Annotated in this window: 16 protein-coding genes; 6 read left to right on the forward strand and 10 right to left on the reverse strand. The window is 71.4% G+C overall.

Going from position 1 to position 17,909, the window contains the following annotated elements; genetic code table 11:
• The first annotated feature begins 18 nt into the window (after positions 1-18).
• Positions 19-1,371 carry a histidine-type phosphatase gene (locus tag ACFWPS_RS02420; RefSeq protein WP_383699998.1) on the forward strand — a complete coding sequence of 451 codons (1,353 nt, stop codon included), beginning with the start codon at positions 19-21 and terminating at the stop codon, positions 1,369-1,371.
• A 125-nt stretch (positions 1,372-1,496) separates the two neighbouring features.
• Here the strand turns inward: ACFWPS_RS02420 and ACFWPS_RS02425 are convergent, their stop codons facing one another.
• The 4 genes from ACFWPS_RS02425 to ACFWPS_RS02440 all read right to left on the reverse strand — a co-directional run bounded on the left by ACFWPS_RS02425 (position 1,497) and on the right by ACFWPS_RS02440 (position 4,606).
• Positions 1,497-1,907, reverse strand: a complete 411-nt coding sequence (locus ACFWPS_RS02425) for a Fur family transcriptional regulator (protein ID WP_089106734.1) — start codon at positions 1,905-1,907, stop codon at positions 1,497-1,499.
• Between the two features lie 61 nt (positions 1,908-1,968).
• Positions 1,969-2,871 (reverse strand): metal ABC transporter permease, encoded by a 903-nt coding sequence (locus ACFWPS_RS02430; protein ID WP_383700000.1) that lies wholly within the window; start codon positions 2,869-2,871, stop codon positions 1,969-1,971.
• The gene (locus tag ACFWPS_RS02435) at positions 2,871-3,635 is read right to left on the reverse strand and encodes a metal ABC transporter ATP-binding protein (RefSeq protein ID WP_383700002.1); all 765 of its coding nucleotides are present in this window, start codon (positions 3,633-3,635) and stop codon (positions 2,871-2,873) included. The genes ACFWPS_RS02430 and ACFWPS_RS02435 overlap by 1 nt, the downstream gene beginning before the upstream one ends.
• Positions 3,636-3,649: 14 nt before the next feature.
• Positions 3,650-4,606 carry a metal ABC transporter substrate-binding protein gene (locus ACFWPS_RS02440; protein WP_383700004.1) on the reverse strand — a complete coding sequence of 319 codons (957 nt, stop codon included), beginning with the start codon at positions 4,604-4,606 and terminating at the stop codon, positions 3,650-3,652.
• Positions 4,607-4,756: 150 nt separating this feature from the next.
• Between ACFWPS_RS02440 and ACFWPS_RS02445 the strand changes: the two genes are divergently transcribed.
• Positions 4,757-6,139: a glycine--tRNA ligase gene (locus ACFWPS_RS02445; RefSeq protein WP_383700006.1), complete on the forward strand. Its 1,383-nt coding sequence runs from the start codon at positions 4,757-4,759 to the stop codon at positions 6,137-6,139.
• Between the two features lie 110 nt (positions 6,140-6,249).
• Here the strand turns inward: ACFWPS_RS02445 and ACFWPS_RS02450 are convergent, their stop codons facing one another.
• Together ACFWPS_RS02450 and ACFWPS_RS02455 are read right to left on the reverse strand one after the other, a co-directional pair.
• The gene (locus ACFWPS_RS02450) at positions 6,250-7,377 is read right to left on the reverse strand and encodes an endonuclease/exonuclease/phosphatase family protein (RefSeq protein WP_383700007.1); all 1,128 of its coding nucleotides are present in this window, start codon (positions 7,375-7,377) and stop codon (positions 6,250-6,252) included.
• Positions 7,378-7,552: 175 nt separating this feature from the next.
• Positions 7,553-8,599, reverse strand: a complete 1,047-nt coding sequence (locus ACFWPS_RS02455; protein ID WP_383700009.1) for a chitinase — start codon at positions 8,597-8,599, stop codon at positions 7,553-7,555.
• Positions 8,600-8,833: 234 nt separating this feature from the next.
• On the opposite strand from ACFWPS_RS02455, the gene ACFWPS_RS02460 reads away from it, so the two are divergent.
• Entirely contained in the window at positions 8,834-9,844 is a 1,011-nt protein-coding gene (locus tag ACFWPS_RS02460) for an aldo/keto reductase (RefSeq protein WP_383700011.1), read from the forward strand.
• A 26-nt stretch (positions 9,845-9,870) separates the two neighbouring features.
• Positions 9,871-10,473 (forward strand): TetR family transcriptional regulator, encoded by a 603-nt coding sequence (locus ACFWPS_RS02465; protein WP_383700013.1) that lies wholly within the window; start codon positions 9,871-9,873, stop codon positions 10,471-10,473.
• Here ACFWPS_RS02465 and ACFWPS_RS02470 read toward each other — a convergent pair.
• From ACFWPS_RS02470 to ACFWPS_RS02480, 3 genes are all read right to left on the reverse strand, one after another.
• Positions 10,460-10,876, reverse strand: a complete 417-nt coding sequence (locus ACFWPS_RS02470; protein WP_383700015.1) for a hypothetical protein — start codon at positions 10,874-10,876, stop codon at positions 10,460-10,462. The genes ACFWPS_RS02465 and ACFWPS_RS02470 overlap by 14 nt on opposite strands.
• A 379-nt stretch (positions 10,877-11,255) precedes the next feature.
• A complete protein-coding gene (locus ACFWPS_RS02475; RefSeq protein WP_383700017.1) occupies positions 11,256-12,404 on the reverse strand; it encodes a serine hydrolase domain-containing protein in 1,149 nt (382 codons plus the stop codon).
• Positions 12,405-12,462: 58 nt separating this feature from the next.
• A complete protein-coding gene (locus ACFWPS_RS02480) occupies positions 12,463-12,681 on the reverse strand; it encodes a hypothetical protein (RefSeq protein WP_383700019.1) in 219 nt (72 codons plus the stop codon).
• 339 nt (positions 12,682-13,020) lie between these two features.
• Between ACFWPS_RS02480 and ACFWPS_RS02485 the strand changes: the two genes are divergently transcribed.
• Positions 13,021-15,276: a SpoIIE family protein phosphatase gene (locus ACFWPS_RS02485; RefSeq protein WP_383700021.1), complete on the forward strand. Its 2,256-nt coding sequence runs from the start codon at positions 13,021-13,023 to the stop codon at positions 15,274-15,276.
• Between the two features lie 135 nt (positions 15,277-15,411).
• On the opposite strand, the gene ACFWPS_RS02490 is transcribed toward ACFWPS_RS02485, so the two are convergent.
• Positions 15,412-16,839, reverse strand: a complete 1,428-nt coding sequence (locus tag ACFWPS_RS02490) for an MFS transporter (protein WP_383700023.1) — start codon at positions 16,837-16,839, stop codon at positions 15,412-15,414.
• A 100-nt stretch (positions 16,840-16,939) separates the two neighbouring features.
• Between ACFWPS_RS02490 and ACFWPS_RS02495 the strand changes: the two genes are divergently transcribed.
• Complete coding sequence (locus ACFWPS_RS02495) at positions 16,940-17,848, forward strand: helix-turn-helix transcriptional regulator (protein ID WP_383700025.1); 909 nt, start codon at positions 16,940-16,942, stop codon at positions 17,846-17,848.
• Positions 17,849-17,909 lie beyond the last annotated feature (61 nt).

Here is a 17,909-nt window from a genome sequence, read left to right on the forward strand (position 1 = left end):
GCCTCTGGAACGGTCCTCATGAAGCGAGTCGTCCCCGTCCTCTCCCTCGGCGCCCTGCTCCTCACCGCGCTGCCCGCGCACGCCACGGACACCGGGCTCGCCCACCGTGACAGCTACGGCACCAAGGCCGTGTACACCCCTGGCCAGAACCCGCGCACCTACCAGCAGCCGCCCGCCGGCTACACCGCCGTCTTCACCGAGAACGTCTCCCGGCACGGTTCCCGCTCCGCGACGGACGGCGAGGACGGCGACACCGTCCTCGCGCTCTGGAACCAGGCCCGGGCGGACGGCCAACTCACCCGGCTCGGCGAGAAGTTCGGCCCGGACGTGCAGGCCCTCGAAGCGGCCATGAGCGCGATCGGGTACGGCAACCTCAGCGGCCGCGGCAAGGACGAACTCCGCGCGACGGCGGTCCGTCTGGAGAAGCGCCTGCCGGGTCTGTTCTCCTCGATCGCCGCGAGCGGCGAGAAGATCGACGTCGTCAGCTCCGGCCAGGGCCGCGCGGTCGACAGCGGTACGGTCTTCTCCACCGCCCTCACCGACGCCGATCCGGCGCTGAAGTCCTCCTTCGGCACCGCGCGCGTCGACAAGAACCTCCTCTACTTCCACAAGTCGGCCGGCGGCGCCGACTACCAGAAGTGGCTGGCGGGCGACGAGCGTCTCGCCTCGACCCTGAAGTCGGTCACCGACCAGCCGGCCTCGCACCGGGCAGCGGCCCGGGTCCTCGGCAGGATCTTCAAGCCGGCGTTCGTGCAGCGCGTCGTCGACGGCGAGTTCTCCTCCACGGCCGACGACATCACCGCCGCCACCGCTGTCTACAACCTCTACGCCATCGCGCCCGCCATGAGCGAGGAGAGCCCGGACGGCAGGGGCTGGGACTTCGACCGCTACATCGCCCCGCGCGACGCGGCCTGGTTCGGCTACCTCAGCGATGCCGAGGACTTCTACGAGAAGGGCCCGAGCTTCTCGGACAGCGACATCACGTACAAGATGGCGGACGTCCTCCTCGACGACCTCTTCAAGCAGGCCGAGGCCAAGCGGGACGGCACCAGCACGCTGGGCGCGGAGCTCCGCTTCACCCACGCCGAGGAGATCATCCCGCTGGCCGCGCTGATGCGGCTGCCGGGCAGCGAGAAGGCGGCGACGCCGGGCGAGACGTACACGTACGCGAACAACCCGTGGCGCGGTGCCCAGGTCGCCTCCCTCGCCTCCGACATCCAGTGGGACGTCTTCAGGAAGGGCGACGACTACCTGGTGCGGATGCTCTACAACGAGAAGGAGATCGCCTTCAAGGCGGGCTGCAAGCCGATCTCGAAGCACAGCAGGTTCTACGACCTGAACGAACTGGAGCGCTGCTTCGACAGAAGCTGAGCCGGGGTGGGGGCCGGGGGCGGGGACGCTCACCGGCGCTTGCCGGGTGCCGCCGCGCCCACCCGTGCCGCCCTGCGGCACGCCTGCCCGCCGCTATGTGGCTGACGCGACTGCAGCGCCCCGGCTCAGCCCGCGGCGCAGTCCGCGCACGTGCCGAAGATCTCCACGGTATGCGCCACGTTGACGTACCCGTGCTCGGCGGCGATCGCCTCCGCCCACTTCTCCACCGCCGGCCCCTCCACCTCCACCGCCTTGCCGCACACGCGGCAGACCAGGTGGTGGTGGTGTTCGCCGGTGGAGCAGCGGCGGTACACCGACTCGCCCTCGGACGTGCGCAGGACGTCGACCTCGCCGGCGTCCGCGAGGTTCTGGAGCGTGCGGTAGACCGTGGTCAGGCCGACCGAGTCGCCCTTGTGCTTGAGCATGTCGTGCAGTTCCTGCGCGCTGCGGAACTCCTCGACCTCGTCCAGGGCCGCCGCCACGGCTGCCCGCTGGCGGGTCGAGCGGCCCTTCACGGGCGGTCCAGCGGTCGTCACCGGTTGCCTCCTCACATCACTGCCTCTGCCGGGCCATTGTGCCAGCCCGGGCTGAGGGCGTTCAGACGCCGACCTCGTCGGCGGCCTCCCGGGTGGCCGGAATCGCGCACTCCGCCGGATCTCCGGCGGGCCGTCGCGCGGCGGCCGCGCGGGCGCGTCGGCGGGCCAGCGGGGTGGCGAGCACGCTCAGCGCGACGAACGCGGCGATGGTCAACAGCACGATCGTCGCGCCCGGCGGGACGTACTGGTAGTACGACGTGATCGTGCCCCCGATCGTCACCGTCACACCGATCGCGACGGCGATCGCGAACGTGGCCGCGAAGCTGCGGCTCAGCTGCTGGGCCGCGGCCACCGGGACGACCATGAGCGCGGAGACCAGCAGCAGGCCCACCACACGCATCGCGACCGTCACGGTCACCGCCGCCGTGATCGCCGTCAGCAGGTTCAGCGCCCGTACCGGCAGGCCGGTCACCCGCGCGAACTCCTCGTCCTGGCTCACCGCGAACAGCTGCCGGCGCAGACCGAGCGTGACCACGAGGACGAAGGCCGCCAGCAGGCAGATCGCGGTCACGTCCGACTCCGACACCGTCGACAGCGAGCCGAAGAGGTACGACATCAGGTTGGCGTTGGAGCCGCCCGGCGCGAGGTTGATCAGCATCACACCGCCGGCCATACCGCCGTAGAAGAGCATCGCGAGGGCGATGTCGCCGCGGGTGCGGCCGTACCAGCGGATCAGTTCCATCACGATCGCGCCCAGCACCGACACCGCCGTCGCCATCCAGACGGGAGACGCCGAGAGCAGGAAGCCGAGGCCGACGCCGGTCATCGCCACGTGGCCGATGCCGTCGCCCATCAGGGCCTGGCGGCGTTGGACCAGGTAGATGCCGACGGCGGGGGCGGTGATGCCGACCAGGACGGCGGCGAGCAGGGCCCGCTGCATGAAGGCGTAGTTCAGGAAGTCCATCAGCTCAGCAGTCCCGTGCGCAGTGGTGTGTGCTCGTCGTGGGGGTGGACGTGGTCGTGGCCGGGGAGGGCATGCTGGCCGAGGGCCCGCGGGGGCGGGCCGTCGTGCAGGACGCAGCCGTCGCGGAGGACCACGGCGCGGTCGATCAGCGGCTCCAGCGGGCCCAGTTCGTGCAGGACGAGGAGGACCGTGATGCCCTGCTCGACCTGCTCGCGGAGGGTCTGCGCGAGGATCTCCTGGCTGGCCAGGTCGACGCCCGCCATCGGCTCGTCCATGATCAGCAGCTCGGGCTCGGCGACCAGTGCGCGGGCGATCAGCACCCGCTGGTGCTGGCCGCCGGAGAGCGCCTCCACGTTGTCCTTGGCCCGGTCCGCCATGCCGACCAGGTCCAGGGCGTGCCGGACGGCCGCGTGGTCGGCCTTGCGGAAGAGGCCGAAGCGGGTGCGGGAGAGGCGGCCGGCGGAGACGACCTCGGTGACCGTCGCCGGGACTCCGCCCGCCGCGGTGGTGCGCTGCGGGACGTAGCCGACCCGCGACCAGTCCCGGAACGTACGGCGGGGAGTGCCGAACAGGGCTATGTCGCCGCCGCTCGCCGGCACCTGGCCGATGATCGTGCGGATCGCGGTCGACTTGCCGGAGCCGTTCGCGCCGAGCAGCGCGACGACCTCACCGCGGTGCACGGTGAGGTCGATGCCGCGCAGGACGGGGCGCGAGCCCAGCTCGGCGGTCACGCCGCGCAGGGATATGACGGGCTCGCCGCTCATCTCGTCGTCTCCTGTCACTTGGTGCCCAGCGCCTGCTGGAGCGCCTTGAGGTTGGCTTCCTGGACCGCGAAGTAGTCCTTGCCGCGGGACTTGGCCGTGATGCCCTCGATCGGGTCGAGGACGTCCGTCTTCAGTCCGGCGTCGGCGGCGACGGTCCTGGCGGTCTTGTCGCTGACGAGCGTCTCGTAGAACACGGTGGTGACGCCGTCGGCCTCGGCCATGGTCTCAAGGTCCCGCACCCGGGCCGCGCTCGGCTCCGACTCGGGGTCGAGGCCGTTGATGGCCTCCTCGGTGAGGCCGTAGCGCTCGGCGAGGTAGCCGAAGGCCGCGTGGGTGGTGATGAAGACCTTGGACCTGGTGTGCGCGAGGCCGTTCCTGAACTGGCTGTCGAGCGCGTCCAGCTTCTTCACCAGGGCCGCGGTGTTCTTCTTGTAGTCGGCCGCGTGGTCCGGGTCGGCCTTCTCGAAGGCCTTGCCGACGCCCTCGGCGACCTGGGCGTAGCGCACCGGGTCGAGCCAGATGTGGGGGTCGAGGCCGGACAGCTCCTCGTTCTGGGAGGTGTCGTGCGAGGCCGCGTGTCCGCCGACCTCGTTGCCGTGCTTCTCCAGTGTGGTCAGGGAAGCGGCGTCGATCTTCGTCTCGACGGACGACTGGGCGACCGCGTCGTCGACGGAGGGCTGGAGGTTCTTGAGGTAGAGGACCGCGTCGGACTTCTCGATCCCGATGATCTGCTTGGGGCTGATCTCCAGGTCGTGCGGCTCCTGGCCGGGCTGGGTGAGACTGGTGACGTGGACGTGGCTGCCGCCGATCTGATCGGCGAGGTAGGCCATCGGGTAGAACGACGCGACGACGTCGAACTTGCCGGTCTGGGCCGCCGTGGCGTCGCCGCCGCAGGCAGTGAGGGTCGCTATGCCGAGTGCGGTGACGGTGGTCGCGGCGGCCGCGGGTATGAGGCCTCGTCGTACGTTCATGAGAGTCATTTTCAACAAACATGGAAACCGTTGTCAACAAACCTCTGGAAGGGAACCGATTTGGTTGAGGGGGAGGCCCCGCCGGTACCCTGAAGCATTCGCTCTGAAGCGTCTCGCTTCGTCGCCCGTCGTCGTAATGAAGAGAGCACCGTGGCCGCCGACAAGATCGACACCATCGTCAGCCTGAGCAAGCGCCGTGGCTTCGTATTCCCGTGCAGTGAGATCTACGGCGGCCAGAAGGCCGCCTGGGACTACGGACCGCTGGGTGTCGAGCTCAAGGAGAACCTGAAGCGCCAGTGGTGGCGCTACATGGTGACGTCGCGCGAGGACGTGGTCGGTATCGACTCGTCCGTCATCCTGGCCCCCGAGGTCTGGGTGGCCTCCGGTCACGTCGCCACTTTCACGGACCCGCTGACCGAGTGCACCTCCTGTCACAAGCGTTTCCGCGCGGACCACCTGGAGGAGGCCTACGAGGCCAAGCACCACCGCCTCCCGGAGAACGGCCTGGCGGACGTGAACTGCCCCAACTGCGGCAACAAGGGCCAGTTCACCGAGCCGAAGCAGTTCTCGGGTCTGCTCTCCACCCACCTCGGCCCCACCCAGGACAGCGGCTCCGTCGCCTACCTGCGCCCGGAGACCGCCCAGGGCATCTTCACCAACTTCGCCCAGGTGCAGGTCGCTTCGCGCAAGAAGCCGCCGTTCGGCATCGCGCAGATGGGCAAGTCCTTCCGCAACGAGATCACGCCCGGCAACTTCATCTTCCGCACCCGCGAGTTCGAGCAGATGGAGATGGAGTTCTTCGTCAAGCCGGGCGAGGACGAGAAGTGGCAGGAGTACTGGATGGAGCAGCGCTGGAACTGGTACACCGGCCTGGGCCTGCGCGAGGAGAACATGCGGTGGTACGACCACCCCAAGGAGAAGCTCTCCCACTACTCCAAGCGGACCGCTGACATCGAGTACCGCTTCCAGTTCGGCGGCAACGAGTGGGGCGAGCTGGAGGGTGTCGCCAACCGCACCGACTACGACCTCACCGCGCACTCCAAGGCCTCCGGCCAGGACCTCCACTACTACGACCAGGAGGCCCAGGAGCGCTGGACGCCGTACGTCATCGAGCCCGCGGCCGGTGTCGGCCGCGCGATGCTGGCGTTCCTGCTCGACGCCTACGTCGAGGACGAGGCGCCGAACGCCAAGGGCAAGATGGAGAAGCGCACGGTGCTGCGCCTGGACCACCGGCTGGCCCCGGTCAAGGTCGCGGTGCTTCCGCTGTCCCGCAACCCCGAGCTGTCCCCGAAGGCCAAGGGCCTCGCCCAGGCGCTGCGCGGGCACTGGAACATCGAGTTCGACGACGCCGGTGCGATCGGGCGCCGCTACCGCCGCCAGGACGAGATCGGTACGCCGTACTGCGTGACCGTCGACTTCGACACGCTCGAGGACAACGCGGTCACGGTTCGCGAGCGTGACTCGATGAAGCAGGAGCGGGTGTCGCTGGACCAGATCGAGGGTTACCTCGCGGGGCGCCTCATCGGGTGCTAGGCGTTTGAGCGGGGCAGCGTCTGCCTGGCTCGTGTGGGTGGCCGGCCGCGGGTTGGCCGTGGCTGGTCGCGCAGTTCCCCGCGCCCCTATGGGGCGCGGGGAATCGGCGTTTACAGGTCCAGGTCCACGTACAGCGCCGCGTGGTCCGACGCCTCCGTGAGCTTCGACGTCACCGTGTCGAAGGACTTGATGCCGTCCGCGAAGATGCCGCGGGTCTCCAGGCCCACGTGCTGGACCTCGTGCCACAGCGGCGGCGGAAGCAGCAGGTAGTCGATCTTGTCCTGGAGCCGGGAGCACTGCCCGTGCGTGCCGGGCTCCCCGTGGTAGGAGGGGTGGCTCATGACGTCGCGCAGCCCGGTGGCCAGCAGCTGCGCCACCGCATCGCTCTCCGGGTCGTCGTTGAGGTCCCCGGCGACCATGACGTGCGGGGTGCGCTCCGCCGCCGCCCGGTAGATCTCCGTGACCCGCCTGGCCTGGGCCAGCCGCAGCTCCGGGTCGTCGCGGAACTTGCTCTTGAGGTGGTTGCCCAGGATCACCAGCGGTGTTCCGTCGAGCTGGATCTCGAACTCGGGGCAGTCACGGCTGAACAGCCGGTCGGCCGGATGGTCCGGGTCGGTGTCGAAGAGGTGGGACCGGACGGACGTGATCGGGTGACGGCTGAGGATCCCGACGTCGATGCCCCGGGGGTCGTTGCCGTCGATGAGCAGGTTGTACGGGTACGGCCGTCTGCCCAGCGCATCCGCCAGGACGTGGGTGTTGAAGCGCTCCAGGGTGAGCCGGTCCTCCACCTCCACGGTCAGCAGGATGTCGGCGTCGACCTCCGCGACCACCCGCCCGGTGTTCCGCACCATGCTCATGTCGAGGTCGTCCTGCCCGAGTTCGGCCCAGCCGGTCCATGAACCCCGGCCGGTGGCGATGATGTCGGCGGGGGTCTTCAGCGGCCTGGTCGTGTCGAAGAGCCCGGTGTGCTTCCCCGGGCGGGACTGGTTGATGACGATCGGCGGCGGGCCCTTCGGGTTCGGGTGCTTCGGGTCGTCGATGTCGGACGCCCGGTACTTCGTGACGATCCGGACGATCTCCGCCTTGTCGGCGTCCGAGTACGTCGGCAGGTCGAGGATGGCGACCAACTTGGCGAAGTCGTCGAGGACTTGCTCCCGGTCGGCCGGATTCTCCAGGCGGAAGACAGTGGGCCGGCGGAAGAGGTTCTCCATGTTGAACGTGGCGATACGGATGGTCATGGCGGGCCTCCTCGGCGGCGCGAGAACACCGCCCGGAACGGCCGGCGGCAGGCGCCGCCGGTGACTGCTCGCCGGCATTTCCATTCTCGGAGCCCGGACGGCGTCTGTCGAACGGAGGGCCGGGCCGGCCTCATGCCGCCCGGCCCCGCCCCGCTCGCCCCGGCACCGGGCGGGCTCAACGCCCTTGCAGGGACTTGACGTTGTTGCCGAAGGTCCAGCTCTTCGAGCCGTCCCAGTTGATCGACCAGGTCATCAGACCCTTGAGGGACGTGCCGTAGTGGTTCCAGGCCTGGGAGACCAGGGACGGTGACATGTAGCCGCCGCCCGCCCCGGACTGCGCGGGCAGGCCCGGGACCTGCTTGTCGTACGGCACCTTGATCGTGGTGCCCTGTACGACCAGCCCCTTGTTGAGGCAGTCGGTCTGCGCGGTGAAGCCGGCCACCGTGCCGGCCGAGTAGGAGTCGCCGGAACAGCCGTACATGCTGCCGTTGTAGTACTGCATGTTGAGCCACCAGAGGCGGCCGTTGTCGGCGTACTTCTTGATGATCGGCAGGTAGGCGCCCCAGATCGAGCCGTAGGTGATGCTGCCTCCGGTGACGTACGCCGTCTCCGGGGCCATCGTGAGGCCGAAGTTGGACGGCATCTGGGCGAGGATCCCGTCGATGATGCGGACCAGGTTGGCCTGGGAGGCGGAGAGTTGGGTGATCGACCCGCTGCCCACCAGGCCGGTCTCGATGTCGATGTCGATGCCGTCGAAGTTGTACTTCTTCAGGATCGGGACGATCGTCGAGACGAACTTGTCGGCCACGGTGGCGGAGCTGAGGTCGATGCCCGCGGCGGCGCCGCCGATCGACAGCAGGATCGTCTGGCCGGAGGCCTTCGCCGCGCACATCTCCGCGGGTGTCGCCACCTTCACGCCCGTGTCCATGCCGTCCTCCCAGAGAGCCGTTCCGTCGGAACGGATCACGGGGAAGGCCGCGTTGATCACGTTGTAACCGTGGGTGGCGATCGCGGAGTTGGTGATCGGGGTCCAGCCGAAGGGCGGGTGGACGCCGTTGGCGGAGCCGTCCCAGTTCTCCCAGTAGCCCTGGAGGACCTTTCCGGCGGGCCGTGACTTCACGGCGCAGGTGTCGGCGGCGGAGGCGGAGCCGGCGGCGGGGAGCTGGGTGAGTGTCGCGGTCGCGAGTGCCGCGGCGAGCAGGGCGAGGGTGCGGCGGATCATGCGGGGCCTCCCGGTGGGGTCGGGTCGGGGCGCACGGATGTCGTAGTCATGACAATGCTCGTGGTCCAGACCTCCCGTCAATAGGTCTGGACCATTCCGGGTGGGCCGACGGGTGGGCCGACGGGTGACTGACGGGTGACCGACGGGCGGGGCGGCGGGTGCGTCGATGGATGGCCTGACAGCTATGGAATGACAGATATTGAAATCTGTCAGCTGTCATGCCAGGGTGGAGCCATGACGACGCACACCCGCTCCCTCGGATCCACCGGCCCCCAGGTCTCCGCCCTCGGCCTCGGCTGCATGGGCATGTCCGCGCTGTACGGCGAGGCCGACCGCGCCGAGTCGATCGCCACGGTCCACGCCGCCCTCGACGCGGGCGTGACCCTGCTCGACACCGGCGACTTCTACGCCATGGGCCACAACGAGATGCTGATCGGCGAGGCCCTGCGCACCGCCCCCGCCGCCCTCCGGGAAAAGGCGCTGACCAGCGTCAAGTTCGGCGCCCTGCGCGACCCGGACGGCGGCTGGAACGCCTACGACGGCCGCCCGGCCGCCGTGAAGAACTTCGCCGCCTACTCCCTCCAGCGCCTCGGCGTCGACCACATCGACGTCTACCGGATCGCCCGCGTCGACCCGGACGTGCCGATCGAGGAGACGGTCGGCGCCATCGCCGAGCTGGTCGAGAAGGGGCACGTCCGGCACATCGGCCTCAGCGAGGCGAGCGCGGCCGACATCCGGCGGGCCGCCGCCACCGCGCCCATCGCCGACCTGCAGATCGAGTACGCGATCATCACCCGGGACATCGAGCGCGAGATCCTGCCGACCACCCGTGAGCTGGGCATCGGCATCACCGCGTACGGGGTGCTCTCCCGGGGGCTGATCTCGGGCCACTTCACCCGCGACCGGCAGCTCGGCGCGGGCGACTTCCGGGCCTTCTCGCCGCGCTTCCAGGGCGACAACCTCCAGCACAACCTCGACCTCGTCGAGGCGCTGCGCAAGATCGCCGACGAGAAGGGCGTGACCGTCGCGCAGATCGCCATCGCCTGGGTGCTCTCCCGCGGCGACGACATCGTGCCGCTCGTCGGCGCCCGCACCCGCGAGCGGCTCGCCGAGTCCCTGGGCGCGCTGGACGTCACCCTGGACGCGGCCGACCTGGCGGCGATCGAGGAGGCCGTACCGGCGGACGCGGCGGCGGGCACCCGCTACCCGGCCGCGCAGATGAGCCATCTCGGCACCGAGCACTGACCGCGGCGCCAGGTACCGTCTAGGCCATGGCAGCGACGTCCCCGACCCCGACCCCGGCCCTGACCGCCGAGCGCATCCTCGAGGCGACCGAGGAGGTGCTGCGCCGGCACGGCCCGGCCAAGGCCACCGTGGTGGACGTGGCCCGCGCGCTCGGCGTCAGCCACGGCAGTGTCTACCGGCACTTCCGGACCAAGGCGGCGCTGCGGGAAGCGGTGACGAAGAGGTGGCTGGACCGCACCTCGGCGCAGCTGTCCGGCATCGCGGCCGGGAACGGGGACCCGGAGGCCCGGCTGCGCGACTGGCTGCAGGCCCTGTTCGACGCGAAGCGGCGCAAGGCCGGCGCCGACCCGGAGCTGTTCGCCACCTACATGGTGCTGGTCGACGAGAACGGCCCGGCGGTCACCGAGCACATCGCCGACCTGACCGGCCAGCTGACCGGGATCATCCGGGACGGGGCCGGGACGGGTGCCTTCACCGTGCCCGACCCCGCCGCCGCGGCCCGGATCGTCTTCCAGGCCACCGGCCGCTTCCACGACCCGGGCTACGCGCGCGAGTGGGTGCGGCCGGAGGCGGAGGCGGACTTCGTGTCGCTGGTGGAGCTGCTGCTGCGGGGCCTCAGGTCACGTTGACCGTCACGGCCGGGGAGTAGACCTTCTTGCCGACCGCGGAGATCCGCAGATGCTCGGTGCCCACGGTGTTGAGCTTGGCGGTCAGCGAGTAGGAGCTGCCGTTCTTCGTCTTCGTGGTCGCCTTGAGCGGGATCCACTTGCCCGCCTTCTGGTGCTGGAGCACCAGCGGCCAGCCGACCTTCAGACCGGAGGTGCGGCCGGTGAAGGTCACCGAGCCACCCGCGTTGACCGAGGCGGTGCTCGCCTTGATCGAGATCGAGGCCATGGCGGACGTGGACGGGGACGGGCTCGGCTTCGGTTTGGCCTCGCCGGCGAGGGCCCCGGTGCTACCGGCCGACAGCAGGGCCACGGAGAGCGCACCGGCGGCGAGGGCTCGGGAGATCTGGCGCAGGGTGGTGTGCATGGACGTACTCCTGTCGAGTGACGGGGGGACTCGTCAAGGGTTGGCCGGGTCCCGCCCGGCGGCGACCCGAGCGGTCTCGGGAGCGGGTGGGCGCCGCCCCTCGCCCCGGTAAAGTCCGCAGGTGGCGACGGGCGCCCTGACCTCGCGCTTCCGCCCCGAAGGCTCACCCGAACGGCGTAGTGCGCGGGCTCGGCGGGTTGGTCGAAGTCCGCTGCGGTCGGGCAGCGCCCCGAAGGGGCACGGGGCCGTGTCCGGTATGCGGCCACCGCCGCGACGGGGGTCCCCCGGGTTCGAGCGAAGCCGAGAACTCGGGGGAGCGACCCGCCACGACGGCGCCGCAGTCGGCAGACGGCATGTCGCGGCACTTCCGGCGGAGCGCTCAGGCGGTGACCCGCCAGAAGTCCCGCATCAGCGGGGTCGGCGTCGGGCTCGTCATGGCCGTCTGGGTCATGAGGACCGTGACCGTACCGGTGGCCGGCACGATGTGCGCGGTGGTGCCGGTGCCGCCGACCCAGCCGTAGCGGCCCGGCACCGACCAGGGGTCGGCCGGGGTGACGTCGACCTGGCCGCCGTACCCCCAGCCCTGGCCCTCCAGGAAGAGGGTGGCGTTGTCGCGCTGGGCCGCCGTCAGGTGGTTGGTGGTCATGCGGCTGACCGAGGTGGGGGTCAGCAGCCGGCGGCCGTCGGGGCCGGTGCCGGCGTTCAGCAGCAGCCGGCCGAACGCCAGCCAGTCGTCGGCCGTGGCGACCAGGCCGCCGCCGCCCGAGTGGAAGCGCGGCAGGCGGCTCCACTCGCCGTCCGGGGCGTCCGTCAGGCGCAGGGTGCCGTCCTCGGCGGGGGCGTAGGAGGAGGTGAAGCGGTGCCGTTTCGACGCCGGCACCTCGAACGCCGTGTCCCGCATGCCCAGCGGCTCGAAGATCCGCTCCGCCAGGAAGTCGGGGAGGGTACGGCCCGACACCCGGGCGACCAGGATGCCCTGGAGGTCGGACGAGGTGCCGTACAGCCAGGCCTCGCCCGGCTGGTGCAGCATCGGCACCTGGGCGAGCAGGCCCAGCCAGGTGTCCGGGTCCGGCCAGTCCTGCAGGGCGCGGCCGTCCCGCTGCACGGTGAACAGGGCCTGCACGGCGGGCCGGGAGAAGTCGTCGGGGAAGCCCCAGCCGGTGCGGGAGCTGAGCAGGTCCTCGACGGTGACCGGGCGGTCCGCCGGCACCACGTCGTCGACGGGACTCGACGGCGTACGGACCACCGTCGGCTTCGCGAGCTCCGGGAGCCACTCGGCCACCGGGTCGCCGAGCCCGATCCGGCCCTCCTCCACCAGCATCAGCACCGCGGCGGCCACGATCGGCTTGGTGATCGACGCGATCCGGAAGACCGAGTCCCGGGCCATCGGGGCGGACCCCTCGACGTCGGTGTGCCCGACGGCCACCACCTCGACGTCGTCGCCGCGGGCGACGAGCCCCACGGCTCCGGTGACGGTGCCCGCGTCGACGTGGCGGCGCAGGGCGGCTTGCAGCGGGGACACGGTCATCGGTCGTCCTTCCGGTGGGTGCGGTCTCAGGTGTCACGACTCCCGCACCGGCGGAAAGTCATCGCGAGGGCTGGGCACCCGCGGGGTCCACGGTGGCCTGGTGGGCCTCGGCCAGATGCTCCTCCGCCTTCAGCCAGGGCAGGAACTGCGCGCCCTTGCGCCAGCCGCAGGTGTCGCATTCGATCGTGCGCTGCACACCCGTGCGCTGCACCCGGACCACGTGTTCCCGGCCGTGCTGGTCCCAGCGGCTGACCTTGCTCTCGTCGATCTGCGACATGACGCCTCCGGAGTCCGTACCCGGTCTGCTGTTCGGCACGTGTCGACGCCTGGTCGACGGCAAGGAGTGTGCAGCAAGACCAACATCAACGGGGACTTCTTCACCGGGTTTTGCCGAGGATGTCGCCGGAGTTCACACGGCGGCCGGGGCACGGACGCGCCGGATCGGCCGGACGGGCCGGTGGTGCGGGTGTCCGAGAAGCGGCTTCCGCACGTCTTGGTCCCAACCGCCGGATCATGAGCCGGACTTGGTCTACCGGCGGAAACCCTGGACAGGGAATTGACCCTGGCTCAAGATGAAAGCGACCTTGTGTGAAGCGGCCACCGGCACGGAGAGGCGATGCTGCCGGATCCTCAACGTTTCCTGGCCGTTGCCGGCCGCCGGATCGCCCGCGCCGAGGGCGCGGACCAGGCCGTCCGTGAGCTGTACCGCGTGACGGTCCCGGACCTGGCGGACGGGATGTTCGTCTACCTCGGCGACCGCTCACCGGACCGGTCCGAGCCGGAGCACCTGGAGTTGGACGGGGCGCCGCCCGAACTCGGCGGCGCCATGGGCTGGATGCCCCCGCGGTCGAGACCCGTGGCGCCCGACGGCGCGCTCGCCGCACTCATGCGGTGCGGCAGGGCTCGCGGCCGGGGCCCGGACGACGTGGACGAGGCCCTGCGTGAACTCCTGGGGACGGAAACCCGGCTCCCGCAGGGGAACCGGGTCCTGCTCGCCCCGCTGCGTGCCCCCGACGCGATTGTGGGCGTGGTGGTGTTCCTGCGGCGCCCGGACCGGGAGGACTTCGTGGACGACGACATCGCCCTGGCCGACGCGCTGTCGGCGCAGACCGCGCTCGGCGTGCGCGAGGACACCCTCGGGTCCGGGCCGCCCGCCGCACCCAAGGCCCCCGACGAGGACCGCCTCCGCTACGTCGGCGCGGCCACCCGGCGGATCGCCCGCGGCTTCGACACCGACGAGATCGTGCTCGGCCTGTGCCGGGCCGCCGTACCGACGTACTCCGACGCGGCCCTCGTCTACCTGCGCGACCCGCTGCCGGTCGGCGACGAACGGCCTGCCGGCCCGGCCGTGCTGCGGCTGCGCCGCACCGACCGGCTCAAGGGCCCCGGCGCCGAGGGCCTGGTCTGGCCCGCGGAGACGGTGGACGACGAGCAGGACGACCTGGACGCCTCCGACTGGAGCGAGGTGGTGCCCGGCGGCGCCCTCGCCGAGGTGCTCCGCGGGGTCCGGCCGGTGTTCGCCGACACCCCGCCGACCCGCGCCGCACTGGGCGAACTCGTCGGCGCGGACAGCGCGCTGAACGACTGGGTCGGCTCGCACGCGATCCTCGCCCCGCTGCGCGGCCGCCGCCGGGTCACCGGCGCGGTCGTCTTCCTGCGCCGGCCCGAACGCCCGGCGTTCGAGCCCGCCGACCTCCTGGTCGCCGCCCAGCTCGCCACCCACACCGCGCTCGGTGTCGACAAGGCCGTGCTGTACAGCAGGGAGGCGTTCATCGCCGACCGGCTGCAGCGCGCCATGCTGCCGCAGACACTGCCCCGGCCGACCGGCGTCCGGCTGGCCTCCCGCTACCTGCCCGCCGCCGAGACCGCGCGCGTCGGCGGCGACTGGTACGACGCGATCCCGCTGCCCGGCAGCCGGGTGGCGCTGGTCGTCGGCGACGTCATGGGCCACTCCATGACGTCGGCCGCCGTCATGGGCCAGCTGCGCACCACCGCGCTGACCCTGGCCGGCCTCGACCTGCCCCCGCAGGAGGTGCTGCACCACCTCGACGAACAGGCCCAGCGGCTCGGCACCGACCGCATGGCCACCTGCCTGTACGTCGTATACGACCCCGTCTCGCACCGCATGACCATCGCCAACGCCGGCCACCCGCCGCCGATCCTGCTGTACCCGGGCGGCAAGACGGAGGTCCTCACGGTGCCGCCGGGCGCCCCGATCGGTGTCGGCGGCATCGACTTCGAGGCGGTGGAGCTGGACGCCCCCACCGGGGCCACCCTGCTCCTCTACACCGACGGTCTGGTCGAGTCCCGGCTGCGTGACGTGTGGACCGGCATCGAGCAGCTGCGCGAACGGATCGCCGCCACCGCCCAGTTGACCGGGCCCGACCGGCCCCCGCCCCTTGAGGCCCTGTGCGACGAGGTGCTCGACATGCTCGGGCCGGGCGACCGGGACGACGACATCGCGCTGCTCGCCGCCCGCTTCGACGGCATCGCGCCGAGCGACGTGGCGTACTGGACCCTGGAGCCGGAGGTCGGCGCCCCCGGCCGGGCCCGCCGGCTCACCCGGCAGGCCCTGGCAGGCTGGGGCCTGGAGGATCTCACCGACACCGCCGAGCTGCTGGTCAGCGAGATCGTCACCAACGCCGTACGGCATGCCTCCCGTCCGATCAGCCTGCGGCTGCTGCGCACGGAGGTGCTGCGCTGCGAGGTCGGTGACGACGTGCCGCAGCTGCCGAGGGTGCGGCAGGCGAAGGCGACCGACGAACACGGCCGCGGGCTCTACCTGGTGCACCGGTTGGCCCGGCGGTGGGGGACCACCCGGCTCGGTACCGGCAAGATCGTCTGGTTCGAACTGGGTGGCAGCGGGGGGTGAGTGCGCCGCTGGACGTGCCGCTTCGGGTCGTCTGGCGTCTGCGGCGCCGTTGTGGCTGGTCGCGCCCACGCGGCGGTAGCCGCATATCGGATACGGCCCCGCGCCCCTACGGGGCGCTGTCGGAGCGCGGGCCGGTCAGTTCACGGTGCGGGGCAGGCGCAGGCTGAGCAGGCCGGTCAGCACCACCAGGCCCAGCTGGACCAGCAGGGTGATGACCAGGGCGTCCCGCACGCCCTGGTGCGGGACCAGGGAGAGGAACAGGGTGCCCAGGGTGGCCACGCCGAGGGCGAGCGCGGACTGCTGGGTGGTGACCATCACGCCGCTGCCCACCCCGGCCCGCGCCGACGGCACCTCCGACATCACAAGGCGCAGCACGTTGGGCAGTTGCAGCGCCTGACCGGCGCCGGCGACCGCGACCCCGGGCAGCAGCCCGGCGAAGTCCAGGTGCGGCCAGTCCCGCCGGGCGGCGAGCACGATGAGGACGATGCCGACCGCCTGGATCACGGACCCGGCGGTCACCACCCGGCTGCCGTACCGGGCGATCAGCCGCGGCCCGGCGAGCGAGACGAACAGGAACACGACCGCCATCGGGGCGAGCGCCATGCCCGCCGCGACCGGGCCCAGATGCTCCCCGCTCTGCAGGGCCACGGCGATCACGAACATGAACCCGCTGAACCCGATCGAGAACGGCAGCATCAGCACCAGACCCCGGCGCAGCGAGGCGAGTTCGAACAGGCTCGGCGGGACCAGCGGCGTACGGCCCGCGCGGTCGGCGCGGCGCTCCACGGCGTAGAAGGCCACGGCCACGCCCGGGAACGCGGCCAGCGACAGCCAGGTCCACAGCGGCCAGCCCGCCGCCCGGCCCTCGGTGAGCGGGGCGAGCAGGGCGAGGAGAGAGGCGGCGAGGAGCACGGTTCCGGGGCCGTCGACGGGCTGGGGCTTCTGCGACTTCGTCTCCGGTACGAACTGGGCGCCGAGCACCAGTCCGGCGACCACGACCGGCACGTTGACGAGGAACACCGAGCGCCAGCCGGTGCCCCAGATGTCGGCGGCGACCAGCACCCCGCCGAGTATCTGCCCGGCCACCATGGAGAGGCCGGCGGTGGCGCCGTACAGGCTCATGGCCCGGGCGCGGCGGCCGCCGCTGGTGGCGGCCTGGATGGTGGCGAGGACCTGCGGGAGCATCGCGGCGGACGCGGCGCCCTGGGCGACCCGGGCGGCCACCAGCGTCCAGGCGCTGGGCGCGAGTCCGCAGGCCAGCGAGGTCAGCCCGAACGCGGCCATGCCGCCGAGGAAGAGCCGGCGGCGCCCGAACAGGTCGCCGAGCCGGCCGCCGAGCACCAGCAGCACGGCGTAGGCGACGCCGTACCCGGCGACGACGAGTTCCAGGACCGCCTCGCCCGCGTGCAGGTCGGCGCCGATGGTGGGCAGGGCGACGTTGACGATGAAGAAGTCGATGAGGGGAAGGGCGGCGGCCAGCAGGACGGTGAACAGTCCGGGGCCGCCGAGCGCCGGTGGTGCGGACGGGGACCGTACGTTCGCGGTGGTGACGGTTTCGGTCATGCACCGAGCCTGCGGCCTCCCTGAGACTGGTACCAGAGTCTCCTTGTCCTGGTAGTAGAAGTACCTGGCAACAGGATCGGCGACGCGGCAGGCTGGACACATGACGACCACGGCGCAGGAGACGACGCCCCTTCGGCAGACCGCTGCCCCCGCCCCGGGCCGGGGTGCCGACATCCGGCGGCACGAGCTGGCCGCGTTCCTGCGCAGCCGGCGTGAGCGGATCACCCCGGAGGAGGTGGGCCTGCCGCGCGGCACCCGCCGCCGTACGCCCGGTCTGCGCCGCGAGGAGGTCGCCCAGCTCTCCGCGGTGGGCGTCACCTGGTACACCTGGCTCGAACAGGCCCGGGACATCCAGGTCTCCGTCCAGGTCCTGGACGCCCTCGCCCGCGCCCTGCAGCTCGACGGCACCGAGCGCGCCCACCTCTTCCAGCTGGCCGAAGCCGTCGACCCGACCCCGGCCGCGAGCTGCACGGGCGTCACCCCGGCGCTGCACGAGATGCTCCGCGCCCTGGAACCCCTCCCGGCCTCCGTCCAGAACAGCCGCTACGACATCCTCGCCTACAACCGCACCTACGCCCGCCTGCTGGGCGACCTCGACGCGGTGCCGCCCGAGGACCGCAACTGCATGATCCTCGTCTACACCGACCCCGACTGGCGCCGCTCGATCGTGCACCTGGAGGAGACCCGCCGTCTGATGGCCGCGAAACTCCGCGCGTCCATGGCCGGCCATCTCGCCGAGCCGGCCTGGAAGATGCTGGTCAAGCGGCTGGCGGCGGAGTCCGCGGAGTTCCGCGAGAACTGGGAGCGCTACGAGGTGGTGGACCTGCGCGCCAGAACCAAGCAGTTCCTCAACCCGTACGTCGGCTTCCTCACCCTGGAACACACGGACCTGTTCCTGAACCCGGGGTCCGGGGCGCGGCTGGTCACCTACGTCCCGGCGGACGACGACACGCGGGAGCGGCTGGAGCAGCTGTACGACCTGGCGCGGGCGGCGTCGCCGAACTCCTGACCGGGACAAGGGAATCAGTTCGCACAAGTGAGTACGCGTACTCAGGACCGGGGCGCCGTCC

Source organism: Streptomyces sp. NPDC058457 (assembly GCF_042720695.1).
GTDB lineage: Bacteria > Actinomycetota > Actinomycetes > Streptomycetales > Streptomycetaceae > Streptomyces.

Bases quoted from the DNA above. Each gene is read 5' to 3' on its own strand.
- ACFWPS_RS02470 (WP_383700015.1), bottom strand. From the start codon at position 10,876: ATGCACACCACCCTGCGCCAGATCTCCCGAGCCCTCGCCGCCGGTGCG.
- ACFWPS_RS02460 (WP_383700011.1), top strand. From the start codon at position 8,834: ATGACGACGCACACCCGCTCCCTCGGATCCACCGGCCCCCAGGTCTCC.
- ACFWPS_RS02435 (WP_383700002.1), bottom strand. From the start codon at position 3,635: ATGAGCGGCGAGCCCGTCATATCCCTGCGCGGCGTGACCGCCGAGCTG.
- ACFWPS_RS02430 (WP_383700000.1), bottom strand. From the start codon at position 2,871: ATGGACTTCCTGAACTACGCCTTCATGCAGCGGGCCCTGCTCGCCGCC.
- ACFWPS_RS02475 (WP_383700017.1), bottom strand. From the start codon at position 12,404: ATGACCGTGTCCCCGCTGCAAGCCGCCCTGCGCCGCCACGTCGACGCG.
- ACFWPS_RS02420 (WP_383699998.1), top strand. From the start codon at position 19: ATGAAGCGAGTCGTCCCCGTCCTCTCCCTCGGCGCCCTGCTCCTCACC.
- ACFWPS_RS02455 (WP_383700009.1), bottom strand. From the start codon at position 8,599: ATGATCCGCCGCACCCTCGCCCTGCTCGCCGCGGCACTCGCGACCGCG.
- ACFWPS_RS02490 (WP_383700023.1), bottom strand. From the start codon at position 16,839: ATGACCGAAACCGTCACCACCGCGAACGTACGGTCCCCGTCCGCACCA.
- ACFWPS_RS02485 (WP_383700021.1), top strand. From the start codon at position 13,021: ATGCTGCCGGATCCTCAACGTTTCCTGGCCGTTGCCGGCCGCCGGATC.
- ACFWPS_RS02495 (WP_383700025.1), top strand. From the start codon at position 16,940: ATGACGACCACGGCGCAGGAGACGACGCCCCTTCGGCAGACCGCTGCC.
- ACFWPS_RS02450 (WP_383700007.1), bottom strand. From the start codon at position 7,377: ATGACCATCCGTATCGCCACGTTCAACATGGAGAACCTCTTCCGCCGG.
- ACFWPS_RS02440 (WP_383700004.1), bottom strand. From the start codon at position 4,606: ATGAACGTACGACGAGGCCTCATACCCGCGGCCGCCGCGACCACCGTC.
- ACFWPS_RS02465 (WP_383700013.1), top strand. From the start codon at position 9,871: ATGGCAGCGACGTCCCCGACCCCGACCCCGGCCCTGACCGCCGAGCGC.
- ACFWPS_RS02480 (WP_383700019.1), bottom strand. From the start codon at position 12,681: ATGTCGCAGATCGACGAGAGCAAGGTCAGCCGCTGGGACCAGCACGGC.